At 42.1% G+C, this 26731-nt stretch carries 21 protein-coding genes; 18 read left to right on the plus strand and 3 right to left on the minus strand.

What is annotated here, in order from left to right; genetic code table 11:
- Positions 1-69: 69 nt before the first annotated feature.
- The 3 genes from nrdF to nrdH all read right to left on the minus strand — a co-directional run bounded on the left by nrdF (position 70) and on the right by nrdH (position 3635).
- A complete protein-coding gene (gene nrdF, locus HMPREF2904_RS03655) occupies positions 70-1029 on the minus strand; it encodes a class 1b ribonucleoside-diphosphate reductase subunit beta (protein WP_003011591.1) in 960 nt (319 codons plus the stop codon).
- Between the two features lie 113 nt (positions 1030-1142).
- On the minus strand, positions 1143-3302 hold the full coding sequence (gene nrdE / locus HMPREF2904_RS03660; RefSeq protein ID WP_049472150.1) for a class 1b ribonucleoside-diphosphate reductase subunit alpha: 2160 nt from the start codon (positions 3300-3302) through the stop codon (positions 1143-1145).
- A 114-nt stretch (positions 3303-3416) separates the two neighbouring features.
- Positions 3417-3635, minus strand: coding sequence for a glutaredoxin-like protein NrdH (gene nrdH, locus HMPREF2904_RS03665; protein ID WP_003006408.1), 219 nt, complete (start codon positions 3633-3635; stop codon positions 3417-3419).
- A 475-nt stretch (positions 3636-4110) separates the two neighbouring features.
- On the opposite strand from nrdH, the gene HMPREF2904_RS03670 reads away from it, so the two are divergent.
- From HMPREF2904_RS03670 to HMPREF2904_RS03755, 18 genes are all read left to right on the plus strand, one after another.
- Positions 4111-4374 carry a phosphocarrier protein HPr gene (locus HMPREF2904_RS03670; protein ID WP_003006411.1) on the plus strand — a complete coding sequence of 88 codons (264 nt, stop codon included), beginning with the start codon at positions 4111-4113 and terminating at the stop codon, positions 4372-4374.
- A 3-nt stretch (positions 4375-4377) separates the two neighbouring features.
- The gene (ptsP, locus tag HMPREF2904_RS03675; protein ID WP_003006414.1) at positions 4378-6111 is read left to right on the plus strand and encodes a phosphoenolpyruvate--protein phosphotransferase; all 1734 of its coding nucleotides are present in this window, start codon (positions 4378-4380) and stop codon (positions 6109-6111) included.
- A gap of 328 nt (positions 6112-6439) precedes the next feature.
- Complete coding sequence (gene glgB, locus HMPREF2904_RS03680) at positions 6440-8347, plus strand: 1,4-alpha-glucan branching protein GlgB (protein WP_070660183.1); 1908 nt, start codon at positions 6440-6442, stop codon at positions 8345-8347.
- Positions 8348-8397: 50 nt separating this feature from the next.
- Positions 8398-9540 (plus strand): glucose-1-phosphate adenylyltransferase, encoded by a 1143-nt coding sequence (locus HMPREF2904_RS03685; protein WP_003002477.1) that lies wholly within the window; start codon positions 8398-8400, stop codon positions 9538-9540.
- Positions 9530-10666 (plus strand): glucose-1-phosphate adenylyltransferase subunit GlgD, encoded by a 1137-nt coding sequence (glgD, locus tag HMPREF2904_RS03690; protein ID WP_049472153.1) that lies wholly within the window; start codon positions 9530-9532, stop codon positions 10664-10666. Before HMPREF2904_RS03685 ends, glgD begins: the two co-directional genes overlap by 11 nt.
- A complete protein-coding gene (glgA, locus tag HMPREF2904_RS03695; RefSeq protein ID WP_049472154.1) occupies positions 10666-12093 on the plus strand; it encodes a glycogen synthase GlgA in 1428 nt (475 codons plus the stop codon). Before glgD ends, glgA begins: the two co-directional genes overlap by 1 nt.
- A 233-nt stretch (positions 12094-12326) precedes the next feature.
- Positions 12327-18281, plus strand: a complete 5955-nt coding sequence (locus tag HMPREF2904_RS03700) for a ZmpA/ZmpB/ZmpC family metallo-endopeptidase (RefSeq protein ID WP_070660186.1) — start codon at positions 12327-12329, stop codon at positions 18279-18281.
- Positions 18282-18509: 228 nt separating this feature from the next.
- Positions 18510-18710, plus strand: a complete 201-nt coding sequence (locus tag HMPREF2904_RS03705; protein ID WP_003006433.1) for a F0F1 ATP synthase subunit C — start codon at positions 18510-18512, stop codon at positions 18708-18710.
- A gap of 33 nt (positions 18711-18743) precedes the next feature.
- A complete protein-coding gene (gene atpB, locus HMPREF2904_RS03710; protein WP_024055550.1) occupies positions 18744-19457 on the plus strand; it encodes a F0F1 ATP synthase subunit A in 714 nt (237 codons plus the stop codon).
- Positions 19458-19476: 19 nt separating this feature from the next.
- A complete protein-coding gene (atpF, locus tag HMPREF2904_RS03715) occupies positions 19477-19971 on the plus strand; it encodes a F0F1 ATP synthase subunit B (protein WP_070660188.1) in 495 nt (164 codons plus the stop codon).
- Positions 19971-20507: a F0F1 ATP synthase subunit delta gene (locus tag HMPREF2904_RS03720; RefSeq protein ID WP_024055549.1), complete on the plus strand. Its 537-nt coding sequence runs from the start codon at positions 19971-19973 to the stop codon at positions 20505-20507. Before atpF ends, HMPREF2904_RS03720 begins: the two co-directional genes overlap by 1 nt.
- 15 nt (positions 20508-20522) lie before the next feature.
- Positions 20523-22028 (plus strand): F0F1 ATP synthase subunit alpha, encoded by a 1506-nt coding sequence (gene atpA / locus HMPREF2904_RS03725; protein ID WP_009732555.1) that lies wholly within the window; start codon positions 20523-20525, stop codon positions 22026-22028.
- Positions 22029-22043: 15 nt separating this feature from the next.
- Positions 22044-22925, plus strand: coding sequence for a F0F1 ATP synthase subunit gamma (locus tag HMPREF2904_RS03730; protein WP_009732556.1), 882 nt, complete (start codon positions 22044-22046; stop codon positions 22923-22925).
- A gap of 85 nt (positions 22926-23010) precedes the next feature.
- Positions 23011-24417, plus strand: a complete 1407-nt coding sequence (atpD, locus tag HMPREF2904_RS03735) for a F0F1 ATP synthase subunit beta (RefSeq protein WP_003011794.1) — start codon at positions 23011-23013, stop codon at positions 24415-24417.
- Positions 24418-24430: 13 nt separating this feature from the next.
- The gene (locus HMPREF2904_RS03740; RefSeq protein ID WP_003002471.1) at positions 24431-24850 is read left to right on the plus strand and encodes a F0F1 ATP synthase subunit epsilon; all 420 of its coding nucleotides are present in this window, start codon (positions 24431-24433) and stop codon (positions 24848-24850) included.
- Between the two features lie 96 nt (positions 24851-24946).
- A complete protein-coding gene (locus HMPREF2904_RS03745; protein WP_009732557.1) occupies positions 24947-25177 on the plus strand; it encodes a DUF1146 family protein in 231 nt (76 codons plus the stop codon).
- 66 nt (positions 25178-25243) lie between these two features.
- Complete coding sequence (murA, locus tag HMPREF2904_RS03750) at positions 25244-26527, plus strand: UDP-N-acetylglucosamine 1-carboxyvinyltransferase (protein ID WP_049474821.1); 1284 nt, start codon at positions 25244-25246, stop codon at positions 26525-26527.
- Positions 26517-26705 (plus strand): DNA-directed RNA polymerase subunit beta, encoded by a 189-nt coding sequence (locus HMPREF2904_RS03755; RefSeq protein ID WP_003006464.1) that lies wholly within the window; start codon positions 26517-26519, stop codon positions 26703-26705. Before murA ends, HMPREF2904_RS03755 begins: the two co-directional genes overlap by 11 nt.
- Positions 26706-26731: the final 26 nt, after the last annotated feature.

The following is a 26731-nucleotide window of genomic DNA, read 5'->3' on the forward strand; positions in this document are numbered from 1 at the left end:
CTATCTGTTTTATGTAAAACAATAGGTTGTCTATATTTAAAAACCTTTCCATCTGGAAAGGTTTTTGTCTCATAGTCCGTAATTGTAATCGTCATCCTGCATGGCTTCTACTTCACCGAGAAGGTAACCATTTCCGACTTGAGAGAAGAAGTCGTGGTTAGAGGTACCGGTTGAAATTCCGTTCATGACGATTGGGTTAACGTCATCTGCTGAGTCTGGGAAGAGCGGGTCTTGTCCCAAGTTCATGAGGGCTTTATTGGCGTTGTAGCGAAGGAAGGTCTTGACTTCCTCTGTCCAGCCCACACCGTCATAGAGGCTCTCTGTGTAGCCTTCTTCATTCTCATAGAGGGTGTAGAGAAGATCATACATCCACTCTTTGAGTTTCTCTTGTTCTTCTTCTGGTAATTCGTTAAATCCAAGTTGGAACTTGTAGCCGATATAGGTTCCGTGAACAGATTCGTCCCGAATGATCAACTTGATGATCTCAGCTACGTTGGCCAACTTGTTGTTTCCAAGATAGTAGAGAGGTGTGAAGAAACCAGAGTAGAAGAGGAAGGTTTCAAGGAAAACGCTGGCGACTTTCTTTTCAAGAGGGGTCCCATTGAGATAGATTTCGTTGATGATTTCTGCCTTCTTTTGAAGGAAAGGATTGGTGTTGGTCCATTCGAAAATCTCTTCGATTTCTGACTTGGTATTCAAAGTAGAAAAGATAGAAGAGTAAGACTTAGCATGGACAGATTCCATAAATTGGATGTTGTTAAAGACAGCTTCTTCATGGGGAGTACGAATGTCCGCACGAAGAGCTTGAACACCTGTTTCAGATTGCATGGTATCTAGAAGGGTCAATCCCCCAAAGACTTTACCAACTAGGTCTTTTTCTTTATTAGACAACTTTCTCCAGTCATCCAAGTCGTTTGACAAAGGGATACGTGTATCCAACCAGAATTGCTCTGTCAGTTTTTCCCAGGTCGATTTATCGATGACATCTTCGATCGCATTCCAGTTAATGGCTTTGTAGTATGTTTCCATTTGCATCACTTTCTTTTTCTATTCATTCAATCGTTACTATTCTACCATAAATTGATAGAATACCGCACAAAAAGTCGGCGAACCGACTTTTGATAGCTATCTAGGATAGCGGATTAGATGACACAGCTTTCACATTGGTTGGCGCCAACTTCTCCACCATCATCTGTAAAGGTACGGACGTAGTAGATAGACTTGATACCCTTGTTAAAGGCGTAGTTCCGAAGGATAGACAAGTCACGAGTGGTTTGTTTGTTTTCAGTTTTCCATTCGTAAAGACCCTTTGGAATATCGCTACGCATAAAGAGAGTCAGTGAAAGACCTTGGTCTACGTGTTCAGTTGCAGCCGCATAAACATCAATCACCTTACGCATATCCATGTCGTAGGCAGAAGTGTAGTAAGGAATCGTTTCCGTTGACAATCCTGCTGCAGGGTAGTAGATCTTACCGATTTTTTTCTCTTGGCGTTCTTCAATCCGTTGTGTAATTGGGTGGATAGAAGCAGATACGTCATTGATGTAGCTGATAGATCCATTTGGTGCGACAGCTAGGCGGTTTTGGTGGTAAAGACCATCTGCTTGAACTTTAGCACGCAGTTCTGCCCAATCCTCAGCACTTGGGATAAAGATGTCTTTAAAGAGTTCTTTGACGCGATCAGATTTTGGTACAAATTCTCCAGTCGTGTACTTATCAAAGTAAGTACCGTTGGCATAGTCTGATTTTTCGAAGTTGTGGAAGGTAACACCACGTTCACGCGCAATGTTATTTGATTCTACGAGGGTCCAGTAGTTCATGAGCATGAAGTAGATACTTGTGAACTCAACAGACTCAGGTGATCCGTATTCAATCAATTGTTGCGCAAGGTAGCTGTGAAGTCCCATAGCTCCAAGTCCGAACGAATGCGCCAGTTTATTTCCGTGGTCAATAGTTGGAACGGCCACGATATGAGAGCTATCTGTAACGAAGGTCAAAGCACGAACCATGGCACGAATCGAACGTCCAAAATCAGGTGAAGTCATCATGTTAACCACGTTGGTTGAACCAAGGTTACATGAGACGTCTGTTCCCATTTGGACAAATTCTTGGGCATCGTTGATCAAGCTTGGTTCTTGAACTTGGAGGATCTCTGAACACAAGTTACTCATGATGATTTTCCCATCAACAGGGTTGGCCCGGTTAGCAGTATCGATGTTGACTACATATGGATAGCCAGATTCTTGTTGCAATTTAGAAATTTCAGTTTCCAAATCACGTGCCTTAATTTTAGTCTTGCGGATATTTGGATTAGCAACCAACTCATCGTATTTTTCAGTGATGTCGATGTAGTTAAATGGTACTCCGTATTCACGTTCCACAGAGTATGGGCTGAAGAGGTACATTTCCTCATTCTTACGAGCCAATTCATAGAATTTGTCTGGTACGACTACCCCAAGTGAGAGAGTCTTCACCCGAACTTTTTCATCAGCATTTTCTTTCTTAGTAGAAAGGAAGGCGATGATGTCTGGGTGGAAGACGTTGAGGTAAACAACCCCAGCCCCTTGTCGTTGTCCCAATTGGTTAGAGTAAGAGAAGCTATCTTCAAAGAGTTTCATAACAGGTACGACCCCAGAAGCGGCTCCTTCATATCCTTTGATTGGTGCTCCAGCTTCACGAAGATTGCTGAGGGAAATCCCAACCCCACCACCGATACGTGAAAGTTGAAGGGCAGAGTTGATGGAACGTCCGATTGCATTCATATCATCGGTTACTTGGATCAAGAAACATGAAACCAATTCTCCACGGCGGGCACGACCAGCATTTAAGAAAGAAGGAGTCGCTGGTTGGTAGCGTTGGTGGATAATTTCGTTTGCGATGTCTCGCGCGATAGCTTCATTTCCATCTGCAAAATAGAGAGCATTGAAGAAGACACGGTCTTCCATGCTTTCAAGATAGTATTCTCCATCATTTGTTTTCAAAGCGTATTGGTTATAGAATTTGTAGGCCGCCATGAAGGACTTGAATTGGAAGTTTTGGTCTTTGATAAATTGGGCCAATTCCTCTAAAAATTCAGGACGGTATTTCTCGATAAAAGCTCTCTCAATGTAATTGTGCTCGAGAAGGTACTGAATCTTGTCTGTAATCGAGTCAAAGGCTTTAGTATTTGGTACAACATTTTCTTTAAAGAATGCATCCAAAGCTTCTTTATCCTTATGAAGCATGATTTGGCCGTTTACTGGACGGTTGATTTCATTGTTAAGACGAAAATACGTCACATCTTCAAGAGATTTTAATCCCATAATAATCCTTTTCTAGTTCAAAAAAATGAAGAGGAGAAGTCCTCTCTTTACAAGTAAAAAGTCTAGTGTTAGGTTGCTAACGCTAGACCCTATTTAAGCAAAATACTGTGTTTATTAAGAAAGTTTCTTCAACTTAGCTGGTTGAAAACCAGAAAATACTTCATCCGGTGTTTGAATAACTGGAGCAGCATTGAAGCCAAGGTTCTTAACATGCTCTACAAATTCTGGCTGTTCATCTAAGTTAATTTCGCGGTATTCCACATGATTGCTATCGAGGAATCGCTTGGTCATTTTGCATTGAACACAATTATTTTTTGAATAAATGGTTACCATTTCTTTTCCGTTCTCCTATCGAAATATAAATCTGTAAACAGTATAAACAAAATCCAGCAACTTGTCAACAAAATAAAACTAAATATTGTGCAAAGAGATGAAATGGAGTTTTCAAAGCACAATATATTGTGGTGAGTGAAAAGTGTGAAAATCGAAGAAATGGGATAGGAATAGGCTTTAAAGCATCTTTAATTAGTTATAATTTTTTGGTGAATCAATATCCTGTGGTTCAAGAGCTTTTTTTCATTGAAAGCGGAGGAAAATGTTACTTATAATATAGTAGAAAATTGAAAAGATATTTTCGCTGTTCTTCAGGTGCTTCTTAAAATGTATCTAAATTGGGATTTTTCGCAGTCTTTTTCTGTAAGTCAGTGATAAAAATCTTGAAAAAAATTTCAAAAGATGATATAATACCAAATTGTAAGGGTTATCAAAAGGTAACTCAAAAACTATTTTTAAAAAGGAGAGTCAAACTATGGCTTCTAAAGATTTCCACATCGTGGCAGAAACAGGTATCCACGCACGTCCAGCAACTTTGTTGGTTCAAACTGCTAGCAAATTTGCTTCAGATATTACTCTTGAATACAAAGGTAAATCAGTTAACTTGAAATCAATCATGGGTGTTATGAGCCTTGGTGTTGGTCAAGGAGCAGACGTTGTAATCTCTGCAGAAGGTGCTGACGCTGATGATGCTATCGCAGCTATCTCAGAAACAATGACTAAAGAAGGATTGGCTTAAAATATGACAAAAATGCTAAAAGGAATTGCAGCATCTGACGGTGTTGCCGTTGCTAAGGCATATTTGCTCATTCAACCAGACTTATCATTTGAGACTGTTTCAGTCGAAGATACAAGTGCAGAAGAAGCTCGTTTGGATGCAGCTCTTGAAGCTTCACAAAACGAGCTTTCTCTTATCCGGGAGAATGCAGTAGCAAGCCTTGGTGAAGAAGCAGCGCAAGTTTTTGATGCGCATATGATGGTTCTTGCTGACCCTGAAATGATTGGTCAGATCAAAGAAACAATTCGTACGAAAAAAATCAATGCAGAAGCAGGCTTGAAAGAAGTCACTGACATGTTCATTGCGATCTTTGAAGGAATGGAAGACAATCCTTACATGCAAGAACGTGCGGCAGATATTCGTGACGTTACCAAACGTGTCCTTGCCAACTTGCTTGGTAAGAAATTGCCAAACCCTGCTTCTATCAATGAAGAAGCAATCGTGGTTGCGCATGACTTGACTCCATCTGATACAGCGCAGTTGAACAAAAAGTATGTAAAAGCTTTTGTTACGAATATCGGTGGACGTACCAGTCACTCAGCTATCATGGCTCGTACACTTGAAATCGCAGCTGTTCTTGGTACAAATAACATCACAGAACTTGTCAAAGATGGTGATGTTTTGGCTGTTTCAGGGATCACTGGTGAAGTGGTGATCAACCCTACTGAAGAACAAATTGCAGAGTTCAAAGCAGCTGGTGAAGCTTATGCTAAACAAAAAGCTGAATGGGCTCTCCTTAAAGATGCGAAAACAGTGACTGCTGATGGAAAACACTTCGAGTTGGCTGCCAACATCGGTACACCTAAAGACGTTGAAGGTGTAAACGATAATGGTGCAGAAGCTGTTGGTCTTTACCGTACAGAATTCTTGTACATGGATTCTCAAGACTTCCCAACGGAAGATGACCAATACGAAGCCTACAAAGCAGTTCTTGAAGGTATGAATGGTAAACCTGTGGTTGTTCGTACAATGGATATCGGTGGGGATAAAGAACTTCCTTACTTCGACCTTCCTAAAGAAATGAACCCATTCTTAGGTTTCCGTGCTTTGCGTATTTCTATCTCTGAAACTGGTAATCAAATGTTCCGTACCCAATTGCGTGCCTTGCTTCGTGCATCTGTTCACGGTAAATTGCGGATCATGTTCCCAATGGTTGCTTTGTTGACGGAGTTCCGTACTGCTAAAGGTATTCTTGAAGAAGAAAAAGCTAAATTGCTTGCTGAAGGTGTTGCTGTGGCAGATGATATCCAAGTAGGTATCATGATTGAAATCCCAGCTGCAGCAATGCTTGCGGACCAATTTGCTAAAGAAGTTGATTTCTTCTCAATCGGTACAAATGACTTGATCCAATACACAATGGCTGCTGACCGTATGAACGAACAAGTTTCATACCTTTACCAACCATATAACCCATCAATCCTTCGTTTGATCAATAACGTGATCAAAGCAGCTCACGCTGAAGGCAAATGGGCAGGTATGTGTGGTGAAATGGCCGGTGACCAAACTGCTGTTCCACTTCTTGTCGGAATGGGCTTGGATGAGTTCTCTATGTCAGCGACATCTGTCCTTCGTACACGTAGCTTGATGAAGAAACTCGACACAGCTAAAATGCAAGAATACGCTAACCGTGCTCTGACTGAATGTTCAACAATGGAAGAAGTTCTTGAACTTTCAAAAGAATACGTGAACGTAGACTAAGAGTCGATCAAGACTAAGACAAATTTGTCTTAGTCTTTTTTTACATTGTACATAAAAATGTTCATTTTATTCGTAATAAACTAGTTAGTAATAAAAATAGTGATTTAAATGTTCGGTTTTTGTTTAATTTTCCTCGTATATATAGTATAATCGTAAGTAAGATTAGGAGGAAAGCGAAGGAATGAAGTAAAAGGTTCGGGAAAGAAAATGGAAAAACTTTTCCTGATAAATTTACATGATTTTACAGGAATCAACTTGAAAATTAAGTGATTTTATAGTAAAATAAAAACAACTAGAAAACGCTTTCAAAAAATAAAGAGGTGAGTATATGGATAGAAGCACAGACTTATGGACATTTGGAAGAGGGGATAATTTCCATCTTCAAGAGTACTTAGGAGCTCACAAGGAAACAAGGGGAGAACAAGAAGGCTTTACCTTCCGTGTTTGGGCTCCCAATGCTCAGGCGGTGGATCTGATTGGTGATTTCACTGATTGGGAAGCTCGTAAAATTCCAATGGTTCGTAATGAAGGAGGCGTCTGGGAAGTCTTCTGTTCCGATGCAAAAGAGGGAGATATATACAAGTATTTGGTGACTCGACAAAATGGTCATCAGGTGCAAAAAATCGATCCTCTAGCGTTATGGATGGAAAAGAGACCCAATACAGGATCTATTATTAAGACCATTCCAGAGAAAAACTGGAAAGATGGTCTCTGGAGAGCACGCCGTAAAAAACTTGGTTTTAAGGAACGACCTGTTAATATTTACGAGGTTCATGCAGGATCTTGGAAACGAAATGAGGATCACAGTTCCTACACCTTCAAACAACTAAAAGATGAACTCATTCCGTATCTGGTAGAGATGAACTACACCCACGTGGAATTTATGCCAGTGATGGCCCATCCATTGGGCTTGAGTTGGGGCTATCAGCTCATGGGATATTTTGCACTCGAGCAGACTTATGGTAGCCCAGAAGAGTTTCAAGACTTCGTGGAAGAATGCCACCTCAACAATATCGGAGTGATCGTGGATTGGGTACCAGGACATTTCATTATCAATGATGATGCCTTGGCTTATTATGATGGAACACCAACCTTTGAATACCAGGATGAACATCGTGCCCATAACTACGGATGGGGAGCCTTGAACTTCGATTTAGGGAAGAATCAAGTCCAGTCATTCTTGATTTCTAGTTTGAAGTTTTGGATTGATACCTATCATTTAGATGGGATTCGGGTCGATGCTGTGAGCAATATGCTCTATCTTGACTACGATAGTGGTCCATGGACACCAAATATTGATGGTGGAAACCTCAACTACGAAGGCGTTCATTTCCTTAGACGTTTGAATGCGATTATCAAGAACGAACACCCAGATGTCATGATGATTGCAGAAGAAAGTTCTGCTGGTCAAAAGATCACGGGTCCTGAAGAAGAAGGTGGACTTGGCTTTGACTATAAATGGAATATGGGGTGGATGAATGATATCCTTCGATTCTACGAAGAAGATCCCATCTACCGGAAATTTGACTTTAACCTGGTAACCTTTAGTTTCATGTATGCATTTTCTGAAAACTTCTTACTACCATTTTCACATGATGAAGTGGTGCATGGTAAGAAGAGTTTGATGCATAAGATGTGGGGAGATCGTTACAATCAATTTGCTGGACTCCGTAACCTCTTGACCTATCAGATTTGCCATCCAGGTAAGAAATTACTCTTTATGGGTTCAGAATTTGGTCAATTTTTGGAATGGAAGTCAGAAGAGCAATTGGAATGGGGCAATCTAGAGGATGAAATGAATGCTAAGATGCGTCGTTTCACTTCTCAGCTCAATCATTTCTACAAAGAACACAAGGAATTGTGGGAGATTGATGATAGCTTTGATGGCTTAGAGATTATTGATGCAGATAACCGGGATCAGAGCGTCTTGTCTATGATCCGGAAAAATCGTAAGGGTGATCTTTTGGTGTGCGTCTTTAATATGGCACCAGTAGAACGCAAGGACTTTACGATTGGTGTGCCTATATCAGCGGTCTATGAAGAAATTTGGAATACAGAATTAGAAGAATGGGGAGGTGTCTGGAAAGAGCACAATCCGACAGTTCAGTCTCAAGATGGACTGTGGAAGGATTATGAACAAACTTTGACCTTTACTTTGCCGGCTTTAGGAGCTAGCATTTGGAAGGTGAAACGGAAGGTTCGCAAAACGAAATCTAAAACATCAGATAAAAAATGATGATCGGTTGACTCTAAGGGAGTCCAAGCTTTAAAAAGAGGAAGTAGTCAATGAAGAATGAAATGCTCGCTTTAATTCTTGCCGGTGGGCAAGGAACACGTCTTGGAAAATTAACCAAAAACATCGCGAAACCTGCGGTTCAATTTGGTGGGCGCTATCGGATTATCGATTTTGCTCTCTCAAACTGTGCCAACTCAGGAATTCACAATGTTGGTGTGATTACACAGTATCAACCACTTGCCCTTAACAGCCATATTGGGAATGGTTCCAGCTGGGGTTTAGATGGAATCAATACGGGTGTGTCTATTCTCCAACCTTATTCAGCTAGTGAAGGAAATCGTTGGTTTGAAGGAACTAGCCATGCTATTCTTCAAAACATCGACTATATCGATAGCATCAATCCGGAATATGTCTTGATTCTATCTGGGGACCACATTTACAAGATGGATTACGATGACATGCTTCAAGCGCACAAGGATAATAACGCAAGTTTGACCGTTGCAGTCCTAGATGTACCTTTGAAGGAAGCAAGCCGTTTTGGAATCATGAATACAGATGCCAATAATCGGATTGTCGAATTTGAAGAAAAACCAGCTGAACCAAAATCAACTAAGGCTTCAATGGGGATTTACATCTTTGACTGGGCTCGTCTGCGCAATATGTTGGTTGCTGCTGAAAAGAGTGATATCGATATGTCAGACTTCGGTAAAAATGTCATTCCAACGTATCTAGAATCAGGCGAAAGTGTTTATGCTTATGAATTCAATGGTTATTGGAAAGACGTTGGTACGATTGAGTCTCTTTGGGAAGCCAATATGGAATATATCGATCCAAATAATGCCTTGGATAGTCGCGATCGTCACTGGAAAATCTATTCACGCAACCTTATTTCACCACCAAACTTCTTTGGAGAACATGGTCACATCGAAGATTCTCTTGTCGTCGACGGTTGTTCGGTAGACGGTACAGTCAAACACTCCATCTTATCAACAGAAGCTCAAGTTCGTGAAGGAGCAGTTGTTGAAGATGCTGTCGTGATGAGCAATGCCATTATCGGTAAAGGAGCTGTCGTGAAACGCGCGATTATCGGAGAAGGTGCAATCATTGCAGAAGGTGTCGTGATTGATGGAACAGAGGAAGTACAAGTTGTCGGTTACAATGAAAAAGTGGGGGTAGCAACAGATGAAGATTGATAAATATTCAGCCATTTTAGGAAATACAGTTGGGTATCATGATATGTCCACTTTGACCAGCCATCGTCCGGTAGCCTCCCTACCGTTTGATGGGAAATACCGCTTGATTGACTTCCCGTTGTCTAGTCTTGCGAATGCTGGTATTCGTAGTGTTTTTGGGATTTTCCAACAAGAAAATATTAGTTCGGTCTTTGACCATATTCGTTCAGGTCGTGAGTGGGGCTTGTCTACTTTATTGAGCCACTATTACCTCGGAATCTATAATACTCCAGTTGAAAATACAACGGTAGGGCCAGAATACTACCAACAATTATTGACCTATTTGAAACGGTCTGGTTCCAACCAAACAGTTGCTTTAAACTGTGATGTTTTGATGAATATTGACCTCAATCAAGTTTTCCACTTGCATAATAGCGTTGACCGTCCGATTACAGTTGTTTACAAAAAGTTGCATCTTCAAAATATCTCTGAAGTCAATGCTGTCTTGAAAATTGATGAAACAGACCATGTTACAGAGCAAAGACTTTTTGATGGCAAGGATCCTGACGAAGTCTACAACATGTCAACAGATGTCTTTATTGTGGACACTCCTTGGTTGATTGAAAAAATTGAAGAAGAAGCCAAGAAAGAATACCCACAAAAATTGCGCTATATCTTGCGTGATTTGGCAGTGGAATACAATGCTTTTGCCTTTGAATATACAGGCTACCTTGCCAATATTCATTCAGTGGAATCCTACTACCATGCAAACTTGGATATGTTGGAAAATCAAAAATTCATGAAGCTCTTTTCACCAAATCAAAAGGTGTATACGAAAGTGAAGAATGAAGAACCAACTTATTATTCCAAGACTTCAAATATTAAAACCTCTCAATTTGCTTCGGGTAGTATTGTAGAAGGAACCGTTGAACGCTCTGTTGTTTCTCGTCGGGTATATCTCCATGAAGGTTCAGAAGTCCGCAGTAGTCTTCTCTTCCCTGGTGTGGTGGTTCGTGAAAATGCAATCGTTGAACATGCTATCCTGGATAAGGGTGTCGAAGTGGCTGCTGGTGTGACGATTCGTGGGACAGAAGAAGCACCTGTCGTGGTTAAAAAAGGAACGATTGTTACAGAGGATATTGTCTAATGAAACTATTATTTGTTGCAGCTGAAGGTGCACCATTTTCTAAAACAGGTGGATTGGGAGACGTTATTGGCGCTCTTCCTAAATCCTTAGCGAAAAGTGGTCATGACGTGCGCGTGATCCTCCCTTACTATGATATGGTAGAGGCCAAGTTTGGAGATCAAATCGAAGATGTTTTGCATTTTGAGACCAAGGTTGGCTGGAGAAGTCAATATGTTGGTGTGAAACGGATTGTACGTGATGGAGTCACCTTTTACTTTATTGATAACCAACACTATTTCTTTAGAGGTCATGTCTATGGTGACTTCGATGATGGGGAACGTTTTGCCTTCTTCCAGCTCGCGGCTTTAGAAACGATGGAACGGGTTGACTTCATTCCAGATGTTCTTCATGCCCATGATTATCATACGGCTATGATTCCTTTCTTGCTGAAGGAAAAATACCGTTGGATTCAAGCTTATCATGGAATTAAAACAGTATTGACCATCCATAATTTGGAATTTCAAGGTCAGTTTGACCCAGGAATGTTGTGGGATCTTTTCGGAGTTGGATTTGAGCGCTATGCAGATGGAACGCTTCGGTGGAATGATTGCCTGAACTGGATGAAAGCCGGCATTCTATATGCTGACCGTGTGACAACTGTATCTCCAAGCTATGCGCATGAGATTATGACTGCTGAATATGGTTGTGGTTTGGATCAGATCCTTCGGATGGAGTCTGGCAAGGTGACCGGAATTGTAAACGGGATTGATGCGGATCTGTATAATCCTGAAACGGATCCACTCTTGACGTATCACTTCAGTCTCTCAGATCTTTCAGGTAAAGCAGCTAGCAAACGTGCTCTTCAAGAACGTGTCGGTCTGCCTGTTCGCGATGATGTACCTTTGTTTGGAATCGTCTCTCGTTTGACACGTCAAAAAGGTTTTGATGTTGTGGTAGAAGAGTTGCATCAACTATTGCAAAAGGATATTCAGATTGTCTTGCTCGGTACAGGAGATCCTGGATTTGAAAATGCCTTTGCTTGGTTTGGTCAAGCCTACCCAGACAAACTTTCAGCCAACATCACCTTTGATGTTCAATTGGCCCAAGAAATCTATGCCGCGTCGGATGTCTTCTTGATGCCAAGCCGCTTTGAACCATGTGGCCTTTCTCAAATGATGGCCATGCGCTATGGAACCCTTCCTTTAGTACATGAAGTCGGCGGACTTCGTGATACGGTTCAACCGTTTAATGTTGTTGATGGAAGTGGAACAGGCTTTAGCTTCAATAATTTGTCTGGCTATTGGTTTAACTGGGCAGTTGATGAAGCCTTGGCTGTCTACTACAATAACAAACAGGCTTGGTATGGTCTCCAAGAGCAAGCTATGACGCGTGACTTCTCATGGGATACGGCTAGTCAACGATACGATGATTTGTACCAATCCTTATAAATAGATCTATGATACAAACGCCTTTCGAGGCGTTTTTTGGTTTGCTTTCTTCCAATAAAGAAAACGGTTTATTTTTTTGAGTTTTTGTGCTTGCTAAAATAGAAGAAAAAAGATAAGATAGGTGAAGGTAAAAAATCTCGGGAAGGTTCTTATTTCTGGAAAGGGTCTCAGCCTCTCTAGAAACAATCAGATCCCTGCTCGAGGGTTAAATATTACTATATAGGAATTTTAGGATGAAAAAAGCGAAACAAACGTTTGAAAAAATGACCAAATATTCGATTCGAAAATTATCTGTCGGTGTTGGTCCGGTTGCCATTGGAGCCTTTTTATTAGGAGGAAGCCTGTTAGGAGCTCGTCCTGTTCAAGCAGATCAGGTGACTCTACCTGCTCATGTGCACTTAGGTTATGTGACAGAAGAAGAGCTGACTGCTGAAGAAAAGGCACAGGTGATTCATGCAATCCCTGAAGCATATCAAAATGAAGATACTTTCTATCTCGTCTATAAGAAGAAGGAAGCAACTCAGTCGGTTCTTCCTCAAACAGGAAGTCAGGAAGTCGCCCTATTTGGCCTAAGTCTAGCCACAGCTTCCTTTGCGGTCCTCTTACTCTCTAAAAAGCACCGGAAGAAGGTTATGGGTGTCCTTTTGATTGGAGCTATGGGGCAAAGTCTTCTACTTCCAGTTGAAGTCGTAGCCCTACAAAATCAAGTCTTGCGCGCTTATAATCAGGATCTTGCGATCGTATCGAGCAAAGATCTTGCAAATGGAGTGATTCAAATTGACGGCTATGACTATGTTGGCTATCTGCGCTATCCGTTAATCCAAAAGACGAGCTTACAAGAGCCAAAAGCTATGCAGGAAACGAAATCTTCTGTAGAAGGGACGATCAAAACAAGCACAGGGATTCCACAAGTGGAAGCACAAGCTCGTGTGACCCCAGAAGTCTCTCCAGCCTTTCCTCAAGTTGAAAAACCAAGCCTGGAAGTCTCTACTGAGCCTGTGCCATTTGAAACTGTCAAACAAGCTGATCCTACATTACCTAAAGGGCAAACCAAGGTGCTGACTGCTGGTCAAAATGGGGAGTGGACCCTATTGACAGAAGTGAGTGTGGTAGATGGACAAGAAGTTCGCAGAGTCGTTGAAAGCAAGGTCACTAAAGAACCAGTTTCACAAATTCTTGCTGTTGGGACAAAAGAAGATGCCCAACCAACCCCTCAACCCAATCCTTCTCCAGTTGTAACGGCTAAGGGGACACAAGAAGAAGGTCATGTCGGTGAAGCTCCTGTTCAACCGGAGAAGCCAACCTATACAGGTGTGGTGGAAGATAAAGGAACACAGGAAGAAGGCCATATCGGCGAAGCTCCTGTTCAACCAGAGAACCCAGCCTATACAGGTGTGGTGGAAGCTAAGGGAACACAGGAAGAAGGCCATGTCGGCGAAGCTCCTGTTCAACCGGAGAAACCAACCTATACAGGTGTAGTAGAATCCAAGGGAACACAGGAAGAAGGCCATGTCGGCGAAGCCTCTATTCAACCGGAGAACCCAACCTATACAGGTATGGTGGAAGCCAAAGGGACACAGGAAGAAGGCCATGTTGGCGAAGCCCCCGTTCAACCGGAGAATCCAACCTATCAAGTTACGGAAGGGACGGTAACCGAGACAGAAACGGTAATCCTTCCATATGAAACAGAGTATGTAACGGACGCCAATCGTTACACCGATGAAGAAAGCCTCCTTCAAAAAGGAGAGGCTGGTAGCCAGGAGATTCGTCGTGTTTATAAGACGGTCAATGGTGAGAAGATTGGAGAGCCTCTCAGTACGACCACTGAAACGGTCAAAGCTCCTGTGACAGAAAAAATTAGTCGTGGGACTAAGGCGATTGAAGGCCAAAAAGAGGAAGTTGCTTTTGAAGAAATTCCATTTAAGACGGTAACCGAACAAGATGCCACCTTGCTAAAAGGAACTGAAAGGGTTTCTCAAGCCGGTAAAAATGGGAAGAAGAAAATCACCAAGGTCTACAAGACCATTAAAGGTGTCAAAACAACGGATGCTCCTACAATTTCCGAAGAAGTGGTAGAACAAGCGCAAGATCAGATCATTCAACAAGGGACAAAGGAATTAGACAAGCCAACCTTGACCTTGACCAATCTTGATCAGGAAGTGTTGAAGCGCAGTGCTAAAGCTACCTATCGTTTGGACAAACCAGACGGTGTGACCATCAAGTCCATCCAGGCTGTATTGAAGAAGGGTGATCAAGTGGTGAAAACCCTGACCCTTTCAGAGACAGACTTGGCAGCTGCTTTAGCGGACTTGGACTACTACAAGGATTATACGCTCGCAACGACCATGGTGTATGACCGTGGAAATGGGGATGAAGAAGAAGTTCTCAAGGAAGAACCACTGAGAATTGATCTTAAAAAAGTTGAAATCAAAAACATCAAGGAAACCAGTCTGATTAGCGTGGATGACCAAGGTCTTGAGACCGATAGCAGCCTCTTGTCTGAAACACCGTCTGATGTGAAGCCATACTACTTAAAAGTTACCACCCATGATAATAAGGTCACGAAACTAGCCGTTGATAAAATCGAAGAAGTGACGGTAGATGGCGCGACCCTCTACAAAGTAACAGCCAAAGCTCCAGATTTGGTCCAACGGACTGGGGACAACCAGTTCAATGAGAACTATGTCCACTATATTGCGAAACCAAAAGCTCATGAAGGTGATGTCTACTACAATTTCAACGAACTTGTAAAAGCCATGCAAGCCAATCCGACTGGAACCTTTAAACTGGGTAGCAATATGAATGCGGCTAATGTCCAGCCAGCAGGGAAATCCTATGTGACCAATGCTTTCAAGGGAATTTTGGAAAGTACGGATGGGAATACATTTGCCATCCATAACATTACAAGACCATTGTTTGGGAACATCGAAGGTGGCTCGGTTAAGAATCTCTTGCTTGAAAATGTCAATATTGACCTACCTGGGACAGATCGAGTAGCCCCAATCGCAGGTGTCATCAAAAACAATGCAACTGTTGAGAACGTTAAAGTAACAGGAAGTGTTGTTGGGAACAATGACGTAGCAGGGATCGTCAATAAAATTGATGGCAGTGGGAAAGTAAGTAATGTCGCCTTTATCGGGAAACTGCACGCTGCTGGGAACAAAGGTGGCTATCTAGCGGGTGTTGTTGGTGAGAACTGGAAAGGTGTCGTTGAAAAAGCTTACGTTGACGCTGAAATCACTGGGAACAAAGCCAAAGCGGCAGGTCTCGTTTATTCCTCTCAAAATGGTGGAAATAACCACACGGTCGGTAAAGAAGGGGTTCTCAGAAATTCAGTTGCTAAAGGTTCAATTGAACTGAAAGAAGCGGTTCAATCTGGTGGGTTACTGGGGACCAACTGGGCCTTGGGTGTTATTGAAGACAACATCACCATGATGAAAGTTAAAACAGGTGAGATGGTCTTTGGACACTCAGATATTGACGCTGATGATTACTTCACCTATTCAAGAACCAAGCGCAATTACAGCATGGAAGGCGTGAGTGAAGGGAAGAAATCCTTTAACAACTCCCGTAAAATCCCAAGCATCTCGCTGGCAGAAGCTGAGCAGAAAATCGAAGCAATGGGAATCACTGCTGATAAATTCACCAGCAGCAAACCGATTGAAGATACGCTCAATCACCTTGTTAACAAGGACGATCAATACAAGGCCATCACTGGTTACGATGCGACTCGTGAGCTAGCTTACCGCAATATTGCTAAATTGCAACCTTTCTACAACAAAGAATGGATTGTCGACCAAGGGAATAAACTGGCTGCAACGAGTCCTCTCTTGGCCAAGGAAGTTTTATCTGTGACCGCTATGAAGGGCAATGATTTTGTCACTGAACTAGCTGATGCTGATCACATCCTGATCCATTATGCGGATAAGACAAAAGATATCTTTAGCATGACGCCGAAAGATTCTAAAGTCAAACAAGTCAAAGAGTACAGTGTGGCGGAGCTCGGTGAAGTGGTCTACACGCCAAATATGGTGGACAAGGACCGTAGCGATCTCATCAGTGCCATCGTAGAGAAATTAAGTCCTGTAGAATTGCAATCAGATCCAATCTACACTCACTTAGGTCGAACAGGACCTAACAAAGTCAATGCCATTAAGAACCTTTACCTCGAAGAAAGTTTCCAAGAAGTCAAGGATAATCTGACTCACTTTGTCAAACAACTGGTTGAAAACCAAGACCATCAATTAAACACAGATGAGGCTGCTAAACGTGCCCTTATCAAGAAAGTTGATGACAACAAGGCGGCCGTTCTTTTAGGGCTTTCTTACCTCAATCGCTATTACGGAGTGAAGTTCGATGATGTCAATCTTAAGCAGCTCATGTTGTTCAAGCCAGACTTCTATGGGAAGAATGTTGATGTCTTAGACCGTTTGATTGAAATTGGTTCAAAAGAAGACTACATCAAAGGAACTCGTACCCATGATGCCTTCCGAGAAGTCGTTGCGAAGTCTACTCTTTCTAGCAACCTAAATAACTTCCTGAAGTACAATATGGACCTCTTTACAACTGATACAGACTTGAATGATTGGTTCATCAAAGCAACCAAAGACAATGTCTATATTGTGGAGCCTGAGACGACCAATCCAGCTTTCGCATCTGCTAAGCATAGAGCCTATGAGGGCTTAAACAATGATGTTCACGGTAAAATGATTTTGCCACTCTTGAACTTAAAAGATGCCCATATGTTCTTGATTTCAACTTACAACACCATGGCCTATAGTTCCTTCGAGAAATATGGTAAGAACACCGAAGCGGAACGCAATGCCTTCAAAGCCGAAATTGATAAGGTGGCGAAAGGACAACAAAATTATCTCGATTTCTGGTCACGTCTAGCAACAGATAAGGTTCGCAATCAACTCTTGAAGAGCAATAATATGGTGCCGACCCCTGTCCTTGATAACCAAAACTACAAGGGTATTAGTACAGACCGTTATGGCCACACCAACAGTGGTAAAGATGTGGCTCCAATCCGTGAATTGTATGGTCCAACCGATCGTTACCATGCGACAGATTGGCGGATGGGAGCAGTGGCGCGAATTTACGGAAATCCATATAAAGACGATTCTGTCTTCTTCATGGTGACCGATATGATCAGTGACTTTGGGGTCTCTGCCTTCACGCATGAAACGACGCACGTCAATGACCGTATGGTTTATTTAGGTGGTTGGAGACATCGCGAAGGAACTGATATCGAAGCCTTTGCCCAAGGCATGTTACAAACGCCATCCGTATCCAATCCAAATGGGGAATACAAGGCCTTAGGTATCAACATGGCCTATGAACGTCCAAATGATGGAAACCAATGGTACAATACCAATCCAAATGATTTGAAGTCACGTGACGAAATTGATCGGTATATGAAAGGCTATAACGACACCCTCATGCTTCTGGATTACCTAGAAGGAGAAGCTGTCCTCAACAAAGGCAGTCAAGACTTGAACAATGCATGGTTCAAGAAGGTTGATAAACAATACCGAGGGGCTAACACCAAGAATCAATTTGATAAGGTACGTCCTTTGAGCGATGAGGAAAAAGCGATCACCTTACATTCAGTAGATGATCTCATCACCAACAACTTCATGACCAATCGTAGTCCTGGAAATGGAGTCTATAATCCATCTGACTTTGGCTCCGCCTATGTGACGGTACCGATGATGACAGGGATCTATGGTGGAAACACCAGTGAAGGGGCTCCTGGAGCCATGTCCTTCAAACACAATACCTTCAGACTCTGGGGTTACTATGGCTATGAAAAAGGCTTCTTAGGCTATGCTTCAAACAAGTATAAACAAGAATCCAAACAAGCAGGTCATGCGACTCTAGGGGATGATTACATCATTCAAAAGATTTCTGATGGGAAATTCAGTACCCTTGAAGACTGGAAGAAATCCTACTTCAATGAAGTGGTAACCAGTGCCAAAAATGGACTTCAGGCTATTGAAGTGGATGGGACTACTTATAGCTCTTATGAGGACTTAAAACAAGCCTTTGCAACTGCGGTTGAAAAAGATCAGGCCAGTTTGAAGAATGGTTCTGTCAAATTTGACAATACCCTTGCCTTGAAAGAAAAAATCTTTAAGAAATTACTGCAACAAACAGACAGTTTCAAAACGTCTATCTTTAAATAATCGAATTCTCTCATCTGCTGAGCAGGTGAGAGTTTTTTAGAAGAAAAAATGAATAGAGGTGGACAAAGCGTCTAAAAATTAAAAGAAATCAATCGTAGATAGGAAAAATTATCATATTAAAAAAATAACGTAATTTCACTAAAACGCTTACTTTTATAGGAAATATTTGACTATTATATCTTTTAGGAGTAAACTAAGGAGGTAAAATTTATAAAAGGAGAATTCATCATGAATTTAACATTTTTAGGTCTTTGTTTAGCCTGTTTTGGTGTATCACTGGCAGAAGGTTTGATGATGAGTAGCTTATTGAAATCTGCGTCTCGTCAACCAGAAATTATCGGTCAATTGCGTAGCCTCTTGATTCTTGGTGTTGCCTTTGTCGAAGGTACTTTCTTCGTAACCTTGGTTATGGCCTTTATTATCAAATAGACGCTTCTATTTTAGAAAAGGAGGTGTCAAACCTTGGAAGAAAGTATCAATCCAACGATTACTCTTGGACCTGTATCTTTTAATTTGACCCTACTTGCTATGACCCTGATTTCTGTTTTCGCCGTTTTTGGCTTCATTTATTGGGCCAGTCGAAAAATGTCGATCCGACCAAAAGGCAAACAAAATGTGCTGGAATACGCATATGACTTTGTCGTAGGCTTTACAAAAGGAAATATTGGGGAACATTACATAAAGGACTATTCCTTGTTCTTGTTTGTTCTTTTCCTCTTTCTTTTAGTAGCCAATAACATTGGATTGATGGCTAAAATCGAAACGACCAATGGTTACAATTTGTGGACATCACCAACCGCTAACCTGGGTTATGACTTTGCCTTTTCATTTTTGATCACCTTAATCGCCCATGTAGAAGGAATTCGCAGACGTGGTGTGAAGGAATATTTAAAGGCTTTTGTGACACCCGGATTTATGACCCCCATGAATATTTTGGAAGAATTAACGAACTTTGCCTCCTTGGCACTTCGGATCTTCGGAAATATCTTTGCGGGTGAGGTACTAGCAAGCTTGCTTGTGACTTTGTCGCATCAAGCTGTTTATTGGTATCCATTTGCCTTTATTGGAAGCATGGCGTGGACAGCGTTTTCGATTTTCATTTCATGTATCCAAGCCTATGTGTTTACCATGTTGTCATCAATTTATATTGGTAAGAAAATTAATGGTGAAGAGTAAGTAGAGGAGGAGTAGAAGAATGCATGTATCAATGAGTGAAATTATTGGTAACTTTATTCTCATTGCTGGTTCCTTCCTATTATTAATCTTTTTAATAAAGAAATTTGCATGGAACAATATCAATGGAATTTTAGAAGCGCGTGCCAAAAAGATTACAGATGATATTGATGGAGCAGAATCAGCTCGTCAAAAAGCTGAGGAACTAGCAAGTAAACGTGAAGAAGAGTTGGCAGGTAGCCGCAAAGAAGCTGCGTCTATCGTCGAAAATGCAAAGGAAACTGCAGAAAAGAATAAATCTCAGATCCTTTCAGAAGCCACTCAAGAAGCAGTACGTTTGAAAGAAAAAGTGCAACAAGAAATTGCGCATAACAAAGAAGAAGCATTGAACAGTATCAAAGGTGATGTGGCAGATCTCACTGTCAATCTTGCCAGCAAATTGTTGAGCCAACAGCTGGATGCTGAAGGTCAACGCCAACTGATCGATCGCTATCTTGATGAATTAGGAGAAGCCTAATGGACAAAAAGCAACTGATGGTGATTGAGAAATATACCCAGCCTTTTGTTCAATTGGTCTTTGAAAAAGGAGAACAAGACCTAGTCTTTGAAAAATTGACCCAAATCAAGGGTATTTTTGAAGAGACTGGACTTGCTAACTTCTTAGCTCATATCGGTGTAGAGGATGAAGAGAAAGCAAAAAGTCTCAGACTTTTTCAACCCTCGGATTCACAATTACTCGACCATTTGATTGAAGTGGTTATTCTCAATCATCGTGAAGCCTTATTTTATGACATTGTAACGATTTGTTTGGATCAGATTCAACTGTTGAGCAACGCTTTTGTCGTCACTGTTACGACGGTTGCTGGTTTGGATCCTGTTCAAGAGCAAAAGCTAATCCCCATTATCGAAAGAAAATTTGGGATTCAAGTTCGCTCGATCCAACAAAAGATCGATCCAGATTTAATTGGTGGCTTTGTCGTGACAGCCAATCATAAAACGTTGGATACCAGTCTCAAACACCAATTGCAAGTTATAAAATCTAAATTGAAATAGAAAGTGGTGTGAATTTTGGCGATTAACGCACAAGAAATCAGCGCTTTAATTAAGCAACAAATTGAAAATTTCAAGCCAAACTTTGACGTCACTGAGACAGGTGTTGTAACCTACATTGGTGACGGGATTGCCCGTGCTCATGGTCTTGAAAATGCCATGAGTGGTGAGTTGTTGATCTTTGAAAATGGCTCATACGGGATGGCCCAAAACTTAGAGACAACGGATGTCGGGATCATCATCTTGGGTGATTTTACGGATATTCGTGAAGGAGACTCTGTCCGTCGTACAGGTAAAATCATGGAAGTCCCTGCAGGGGATGCCTTGATTGGTCGGGTTGTCAACCCACTTGGCCAACCAGTAGATGGTTTGGGTGAGATTGTGACAGATAAATTCCGTCCAGTCGAAACACCAGCTCCTGGTGTTATGCAACGGAAATCTGTCTCAGAACCCCTACAAACTGGTTTGAAAGCCATTGATGCCCTTGTTCCAATCGGACGTGGTCAACGGGAATTGATTATCGGGGACCGTCAAACAGGGAAAACTTCGATTGCCATCGATACCATTTTGAACCAAAAGGGTCAAGACATGATCTGTATCTATGTGGCGATTGGTCAAAAAGAATCAACAGTTCGTACGCAAGTAGAAACTCTCCGTAAATACGGAGCTATGGATTATACGATTGTGGTAACCGCTTCGGCTTCTCAACCGTCTCCATTGCTTTATTTGGCACCTTATGCTGGGGTTGCCATGGCAGAAGAGTTCATGTATAACGGTAAACATGTTTTGATCGTCTATGATGATTTGTCAAAACAAGCCGTAGCTTACCGTGAATTGTCCCTTCTTCTTCGTCGTCCACCAGGACGTGAAGCCTTCCCAGGGGATGTCTTCTATCTCCACAGCCGTTTGTTGGAACGTTCTGCGAAAGTTTCGGATGAATTGGGTGGGGGTTCTATTACAGCTCTTCCAATCATTGAAACCCAAGCAGGGGACATCTCCGCTTATATCGCAACCAATGTGATTTCGATCACAGACGGACAAATCTTCTTGCAAGATAGTTTGTTTAATGCCGGTATTCGTCCAGCCATTGATGCCGGATCTTCTGTTTCCCGGGTTGGTGGATCTGCTCAAATCAAGGCTATGAAGAAGGTTGCTGGTACCCTTCGTATCGACCTCGCTTCCTACCGTGAGTTGGAAGCCTTCACGAAATTTGGTAGTGATTTGGATGCGGCCACTCAAGCGAAATTGAACCGTGGTCGTCGGACAGTGGAAGTCTTGAAACAACCTGTTCATGAACCATTGACAGTTGAAAAACAAGTCGTGATCTTGTATGCCTTGACTCATGGTTTCTTAGATAGTGTTCCAGTAGACGACATTCTTCGTTTCCAAGAAGAGTTGTTTGATTACTTTGAAGCACATTATCATCAAATCTTTGAGACGATTCGTTCGACACATGATCTTCCAGCAGAAGAAGAACTGGATGCAGCCCTTACTGAATTTGTCAACCAGTCAAATTTCAAATAGAAATAGGAGTGGAAGATGGCAGTTTCATTAAATGATATTAAAAATAAAATTGCATCCACAAAAAACACCAGTCAAATCACCAATGCCATGCAGATGGTGTCCGCTGCCAAACTTGGTAAATCTGAGCAGGCAGCCAAGGATTTTCAGGTTTATGCTGCTAAGGTTCGTAAGCTCTTAACAGACTTGCTCCATGGACATGAAACAGAAAATACCAAGTCCCATCCGATGTTGGTGAGTCGCCCGGTAAAAAAGACAGCTTATATCGTGATTACATCCGATCGTGGTTTGGTTGGAGGTTACAATGCCTCCATCCTTAAAACCATGATGGAAATGAAGGCAGAATACCATCCAACTGGAGATGACTTTGAAGTGATCTGTATTGGAAGCGTCGGTGCGGATTTCTTCCGTGCCCGTGGGATTCAGCCGGTTTATGAATTGCGTGGTTTGCCTGATCATCCTAGCTTTAAGGAAGTTCGCAAGATCATTTCGAAAACAGTCCAAATGTATCAGGAAGGCTTGTTTGATGAGTTGTACGTCTGTTACAACCACCACGTCAACAGTTTGACGAGTCAAATGCGGGTGGAACAAATGCTTCCAATTATTGATTTGGACCCAAATGAAGCGGATGAGGACTATGTATTGAATCTAGAATTGGAATCTAGTCGAGATGCCATTTTGGATCAATTGCTTCCTCAATTTGCTGAAAGCATGATCTATGGTGCCATTATTGATGCTAAAACAGCTGAAAATGCTGCTGGGATGATGGCCATGCAAACTGCAACAGACAATGCCAAGAAAGTCATTGATGAATTAACGATTCAATACAACCGTGCTCGTCAAGCAGCGATTACACAAGAAATTACTGAAATCGTTGCTGGTGCTAGCGCCCTTGAATAGTTGTCGGATACAATTTTATATACAAAAACAGATGCTCGAAAGAGAACTTTTGAGCAGTAGAAATTACTTAGAATAGGAGAATGACATGAGTTTAGGCAAAATTTCTCAGGTCGTAGGTCCCGTCGTAGACGTTGCCTTTTCCGTTGGAGATAAACTTCCTGAGATCAATAATGCGCTTGTAGTCTATAAAAATGACCAACAAAAATCAAAAGTCGTTCTTGAAGTAGCTTTGGAACTTGGTGATGGGGTCGTACGGACCATTGCCATGGAATCAACTGATGGTTTAACACGTGGAATGGAAGTCTTGGACACTGGTCGTCCAATCTCTGTTCCTGTCGGAAAAGAAACCTTGGGACGTGTCTTCAATGTTCTTGGAGATACCATTGACTTGGATCAACCTTTTCCTGAGGATGCTCCTCGTGACTCCATCCACAAAAAAGCTCCATCCTTTGACGAGCTCTCTACTTCAGAAGAAATTCTTGAAACAGGGATCAAGGTTATTGACCTCTTAGCCCCTTATTTGAAAGGTGGGAAGGTCGGACTCTTCGGTGGTGCCGGAGTTGGGAAGACCGTCTTGATTCAAGAATTAATCCATAATATTGCCCAAGAACACGGTGGTATTTCTGTATTTACCGGTGTTGGGGAACGGACACGTGAAGGGAATGACCTTTACTGGGAAATGAAAGAATCTGGCGTTATTGAAAAAACAGCCATGGTCTTTGGACAAATGAATGAGCCACCTGGAGCACGGATGCGTGTTGCCTTGACTGGTTTAACCATTGCGGAATACTTCCGTGATGTCGAAGGTCAGGACGTTCTCTTGTTTATCGACAATATCTTCCGTTTCACCCAAGCCGGATCTGAAGTATCAGCCCTTTTGGGACGGATGCCATCAGCCGTTGGTTACCAACCTACTTTGGCAACTGAAATGGGTCAATTGCAAGAACGGATTACGTCAACGAAGAAAGGTTCTGTTACATCCATCCAAGCCATCTATGTGCCAGCCGATGACTATACAGACCCAGCGCCAGCAACCGCTTTTGCTCACTTGGATTCAACCACCAACTTGGAACGTAAATTGGTACAATTGGGGATCTACCCTGCGGTGGATCCATTGGCATCAAGCTCACGTGCCCTTTCTCCAGAAATTGTAGGAGAAGAACACTATGCAGTCGCTTCTGAAGTCAAACGCGTCCTTCAACGTTACCATGAATTGCAAGATATCATTGCTATCTTGGGGATGGATGAATTGTCTGACGAAGAAAAGACCTTGGTTGCTCGTGCTCGCCGGATCCAATTCTTCTTGTCACAAAACTTCAACGTTGCGGAACAATTTACAGGTCAACCTGGTTCTTATGTCCCAGTTGGAGAAACTGTTCGTGGCTTTAAAGAAATTTTGGATGGGAAATATGACCATCTTCCTGAAGATGCCTTCCGTGGTGTTGGATCGATCGAAGATGTGATCGCCAAAGCTGAAAAAATGGGATTCTAAGAAGAGGTGAAAGATGAGTCAAATGAACGTCCAAATCGTTACACCGGATGGACTGGTTTATGATCATCATGCCGCATTTGTATCTGTCAAGACAATTGATGGTGAATTAGGGATTTTACCTCATCATATCAATACCATTGCGGTTTTGGCTGTAGACCAAGTAAAGGTTCGTCGTGTCGACGATGACAAACATATTGATTGGATTGCAGTCAATGGTGGGATTATCGAAGTAGCTGATAATGTCATTACCATTGTTGCCGATTCTGCCGAACGTGCTCGAGATATCGACATTAGTCGTGCAGAACGTGCCAAACTGCGAGCTGAAAAAGCGATTGAAGAAGCCAAAGATCAGCATTCGGTTGATATGGAACGTCGTGCTAAAATTGCTCTTCAACGCGCCATTAACCGGATTAATGTCGGAAATCGTTTATAAGATATTCAAATAAGGTGGAGGTTTTGTCCTCACCTTATTTTTGTTGGGCGAGAAGCAAAAGAAGAAAGTAAGGAACAAATATGGTATAATAGCTGTATGATTCAAATGATTTTTAATCTTTCAAGCCATCTATTGTTTATCTTTTTTGCCTATTACCTATTGTTGAACCTGGTTCAATGGGAAAAGTTTTTAAAAGTAAGTGCTGAAAATGCGGTTAAAATCCGTTTTTTGATCTTGATGATCAGCGTCGGAATAGGCTATCTAGCCAGCTCATTTTTTATCAGTGTCTATGAGATGAGTCGGCAGATTTTTATTGGCCAATTCTAGCCACATTTTATAAAAAATATGGTATGATAGAAAGCGTGACTTTAAGAAATTGGAGAACAATCCCGTATGGAAAAAATAATCGTTAATGGTGGTCATAATCGACTGGTTGGAACCGTCAAAATCGAAGGAGCAAAAAATGCTGTCCTTCCTCTTCTTGCTGCAACCGTTCTAGCAAGCGAGGGCGTGACAACCTTGAAAAATGTACCTGTTTTATCAGATGTCTTTACAATGAACAATGTTGTTCGTGGGTTGAATGCACAAGTAACCTTCAATGAAGAAGACAATACGGTTGTCGTAGATGCGCAAGCAAAATTATCAGAGGAAGCACCTTATAAGTATGTGAGCAAGATGCGTGCTTCTATCGTTGTCCTAGGTCCTGTCTTGGCACGCAATGGCCATGCCAAAGTTTCCATGCCTGGAGGCTGTACGATCGGTAGTCGTCCGATTGACCTCCACCTGAAAGGTCTGGAAGCTATGGGAGCTGAAATTACCCAAACAGCCGGCTATATTGAAGCAAAAGCAGATCGTCTCAAGGGAGCACACATCTATATGGACTTTCCATCAGTAGGGGCGACACAAAATATTATGATGGCGGCAACCTTGGCAGATGGAGTTACTGTGATTGAAAATGCAGCTCGGGAACCTGAAATTGTTGACCTAGCACTCTTGCTGAATAAAATGGGGGCTAATGTTAAGGGGGCAGGAACTGAGACCTTGACCATTGTTGGTGTGGAGAGCTTGCATGGGGCAAACCACAATGTTGTGCAAGACCGCATCGAGGCCGGAACCTTTATGATTGGGGCAGCCATGACTGGTGGAGATGTCTTGATCGAAGATGCCATTTGGGAACACAACCGTCCGCTTCTATCTAAGATGCAGGAGATGGGTGTAACGGTAACCGAAGAAGAAAATGGCATTCGGATTCAGTCGGATATCAGTAAGCTCCGTCCAGTGACCGTTAAAACTCTTCCCTACCCAGGATTCCCAACCGATATGCAGGCTCAATTCACAGCCTTGATGGCCATGGCTAAAGGTGAGTCTACCATGATTGAAACGGTCTTTGAGAATCGCTTCCAGCATTTGGAAGAAATGCGTCGGATGGGCGTTCACTCGGATATTATGCGGGATACAGCTCGTATCGTTGGAGGGGAAAGCTTCCAAGGTGCAGAGGTCATGTCGACAGATTTACGAGCAAGTGCAACCTTGGTCTTGATGGGCTTGGTAGCAGAAGGAGAGACGAAAGTCAGCAAATTAAGTCACTTAGATCGTGGTTATTATCAATTCCATGAGAAATTGGTGGCACTAGGTGCAGACGTGAAACGTGTAGAGGAAGAAGACGATGAAAACTAATCTTCGCTATGTTGGAAAACAGCTAGGAATTGTCCTCCTGTTGGCTGTGATTGGAATCATCATTTTTGCAGTTGGTTTGGTCATTGGTTATGGAGTGATTGGAGATGGAAAAAATCCATGGTCCATTCTCTCTCCGGACACTTGGTCAGAGATCATTGGAAAACTAACAGGCAAATAAGCTTTTAACTAAAATTGAGTAAAAAG

This window comes from Streptococcus sp. HMSC072G04 (assembly GCF_001813295.1).
GTDB lineage: Bacteria > Bacillota > Bacilli > Lactobacillales > Streptococcaceae > Streptococcus.

Excerpts from the sequence above, each read along its gene's own strand:
- nrdF (WP_003011591.1), bottom strand. The coding sequence starts at position 1,029 with ATGGAAACATACTACAAAGCCATTAACTGGAATGCGATCGAAGATGTC.
- nrdE (WP_049472150.1), bottom strand. The coding sequence starts at position 3,302 with ATGGGATTAAAATCTCTTGAAGATGTGACGTATTTTCGTCTTAACAAT.
- nrdH (WP_003006408.1), bottom strand. The coding sequence starts at position 3,635 with ATGGTAACCATTTATTCAAAAAATAATTGTGTTCAATGCAAAATGACC.
- HMPREF2904_RS03670 (WP_003006411.1), top strand. The coding sequence starts at position 4,111 with ATGGCTTCTAAAGATTTCCACATCGTGGCAGAAACAGGTATCCACGCA.
- ptsP (WP_003006414.1), top strand. The coding sequence starts at position 4,378 with ATGACAAAAATGCTAAAAGGAATTGCAGCATCTGACGGTGTTGCCGTT.
- glgB (WP_070660183.1), top strand. The coding sequence starts at position 6,440 with ATGGATAGAAGCACAGACTTATGGACATTTGGAAGAGGGGATAATTTC.
- HMPREF2904_RS03685 (WP_003002477.1), top strand. The coding sequence starts at position 8,398 with ATGAAGAATGAAATGCTCGCTTTAATTCTTGCCGGTGGGCAAGGAACA.
- glgD (WP_049472153.1), top strand. The coding sequence starts at position 9,530 with ATGAAGATTGATAAATATTCAGCCATTTTAGGAAATACAGTTGGGTAT.
- glgA (WP_049472154.1), top strand. The coding sequence starts at position 10,666 with ATGAAACTATTATTTGTTGCAGCTGAAGGTGCACCATTTTCTAAAACA.
- HMPREF2904_RS03700 (WP_070660186.1), top strand. The coding sequence starts at position 12,327 with ATGAAAAAAGCGAAACAAACGTTTGAAAAAATGACCAAATATTCGATT.
- HMPREF2904_RS03705 (WP_003006433.1), top strand. The coding sequence starts at position 18,510 with ATGAATTTAACATTTTTAGGTCTTTGTTTAGCCTGTTTTGGTGTATCA.
- atpF (WP_070660188.1), top strand. The coding sequence starts at position 19,477 with ATGCATGTATCAATGAGTGAAATTATTGGTAACTTTATTCTCATTGCT.
- HMPREF2904_RS03720 (WP_024055549.1), top strand. The coding sequence starts at position 19,971 with ATGGACAAAAAGCAACTGATGGTGATTGAGAAATATACCCAGCCTTTT.
- HMPREF2904_RS03730 (WP_009732556.1), top strand. The coding sequence starts at position 22,044 with ATGGCAGTTTCATTAAATGATATTAAAAATAAAATTGCATCCACAAAA.
- atpD (WP_003011794.1), top strand. The coding sequence starts at position 23,011 with ATGAGTTTAGGCAAAATTTCTCAGGTCGTAGGTCCCGTCGTAGACGTT.
- HMPREF2904_RS03740 (WP_003002471.1), top strand. The coding sequence starts at position 24,431 with ATGAGTCAAATGAACGTCCAAATCGTTACACCGGATGGACTGGTTTAT.
- HMPREF2904_RS03745 (WP_009732557.1), top strand. The coding sequence starts at position 24,947 with ATGATTCAAATGATTTTTAATCTTTCAAGCCATCTATTGTTTATCTTT.
- murA (WP_049474821.1), top strand. The coding sequence starts at position 25,244 with ATGGAAAAAATAATCGTTAATGGTGGTCATAATCGACTGGTTGGAACC.
- HMPREF2904_RS03755 (WP_003006464.1), top strand. The coding sequence starts at position 26,517 with ATGAAAACTAATCTTCGCTATGTTGGAAAACAGCTAGGAATTGTCCTC.